Raw genomic sequence first — 1,792 nt, forward strand, 5'->3', positions numbered from 1 at the left:
GTTCCCGGAGCGACGGCCGCCCCGCGCCCCCACCGCGCACAGCCCGAGCGCCCGCACCTTCCCGGCGCGCACCAGCTCGGCCATCGCGCAGGTCCGGCCGCAGCCGCCGGGGCGGCACGACCTTCCCGGGCGGCCCCGGCACGGTCGCGGTCAGCAGCTCGTAGCCGACCGCGCCCAGGCTGTAGACGTCGGCGCGCGCGTCGATGCCCTCGCCGGGCTCGGCCTGCTCCGGCGGCTGGTAGCCCGCCGAGCCCGCCGCGAGCGTGAGCACCGAGGCCTGCGCGAGGCTCTTGGCCAGACCCAGGTCGGCCAGCAGCACCCGCCGTTCGCCGTCCGGGGCGGTGTGCAGCAGCACGTTGGTCGGCTTGATGTCGCGGTGCACGATGCCCGCCTCGTGCAGCGCGGCGGCGCTCCGCGCGGCCAGCGCGGTCAGCGTCAGCGCCTGGGGCACCGGCAGCGGGCCGCCCGCCAGCAGATCGGCCAGGGTGCCGCCGTCGGCGTACTCCATCACGAAGTACGGCCTGCCGTCGGGCAGTTCACCGATGTCGTAGACCTGCACCACCCGGCTGGAGCCGGCCCGGCGCAGCAGCCGCGCCTCGGACAGGAAGCGCTCCCGGATGTCGAGCCGGTGCGCCCAGTTCTCGGCTAGGACCTTCACCGCCACGGGAGCCTGCAGCTCGTCGTCGTGGGCGAGCCACACCGTGGCGAAGGCGCCGGAGCCCAGACGTCGTTCGAGGCGGTAGCGGCCGATCCGCTCCAGGGAGTGCATACGACTATCATGCCTGGCCTGAGATCGACTCCGAGGGGGACCCTGACGTGCAGGACGTGCCGACGGCCGAAGACCTTGCCCGGCGCGCCGCGGCGGGCGACCGGGCGGCCCTGGACCGGCTGCTGACCGAGCTGCGGCCCGAGGTGGTGCGCCGCTGCGGGCGCTTCCTGCCCTGCCGGGAGGACGCCGAGGAGGCCGCCCAGGACGTGCTGTTCCAGGTGGCCCGGCACATCTCCGCCTTCGAGGGCCGCAGCCGCTTCAGCACCTGGCTGTACACCGTCGTCGCCAACTGCTGCCGGCAGAAGTACCGCGAGCTGAAGCGGCGGGCCGCCGAACAGCCCGTGGCCGTGCAGCCCGCCGAGCACGTCGACCCGCGCACCACCAGCGTCATCGCGGGCTCCCGGATCGATCTGCTGGAGGCCCTGGACCGGTTGGAGCGCGAGTACCCGCACCTGGTGGCGCCCCTGGTCTACCGCGACATCTACCAGCTGGAGTACGCCGAGGTCGCCGAGCGCATCGGGATTCCCCTCGGCACCCTCAAGTCCCGGCTGCACGAGGCCCGCAAACAGGTACGGCCCTGGCTGCGGGGCTACTGATCCTCCTCCGTCTCCAGCAGCCCCAGCTCCGCCCAGATCGTCTTGCCCTCCGCGGTGTGCCTGCTGCCCCAGCGCTCGGTGAGCTGGGCGACCAGCAGCAGCCCGCGGCCGCCCTCGTCGAAGGTCTTGGCCCGCCTCAGGTGCGGGGCGGTGTGGTTGGTGTCGGACACCTCGACGATCAGCGTGGCCGCGTCTTGGATCAGCCGCAGCCGTATCGGGTGGGCGCCGTACCGGATCGCGTTGGTGACCAGTTCGCTCACCACCAGCTCCGTCGTGAACGTGACCTCGCTCAGCGACCAGTGCTCCAGCTGGTCCCCGACCTGTTTGCGGATCGGCGGCGACGCGGTGTCACTGGGGCTGGGTGCGGTGGGGCACCCATTGCTGGGCGCGGTGGTGGAGCTGGCCGGTGGCGCCGGGGTGGTGTGCA

Annotated in this window: 3 protein-coding genes; 1 reads left to right on the forward strand and 2 read right to left on the reverse strand. The window is 73.4% G+C overall.

The features are described from left to right. Positions 1-769 (reverse strand): serine/threonine-protein kinase (locus AB0H32_RS48230; RefSeq protein WP_361136075.1); only part of this gene is annotated, 769 nt, incomplete at its 3' end. A gap of 47 nt (positions 770-816) precedes the next feature. Here AB0H32_RS48230 and AB0H32_RS48235 point away from each other — a divergent pair. Continuing rightward, positions 817-1,365, forward strand: coding sequence for an RNA polymerase sigma factor (locus AB0H32_RS48235; protein ID WP_361136078.1), 549 nt, complete (start codon positions 817-819; stop codon positions 1,363-1,365). Here AB0H32_RS48235 and AB0H32_RS48240 read toward each other — a convergent pair. Beyond that, positions 1,359-1,792 (reverse strand): ATP-binding protein (locus tag AB0H32_RS48240; RefSeq protein ID WP_361136081.1); only part of this gene is annotated, 434 nt, incomplete at its 5' end. The genes AB0H32_RS48235 and AB0H32_RS48240 overlap by 7 nt on opposite strands.

Source organism: Streptomyces sp. NPDC020362 (assembly GCF_040642095.1).
Lineage (GTDB): Bacteria > Actinomycetota > Actinomycetes > Streptomycetales > Streptomycetaceae > Streptomyces.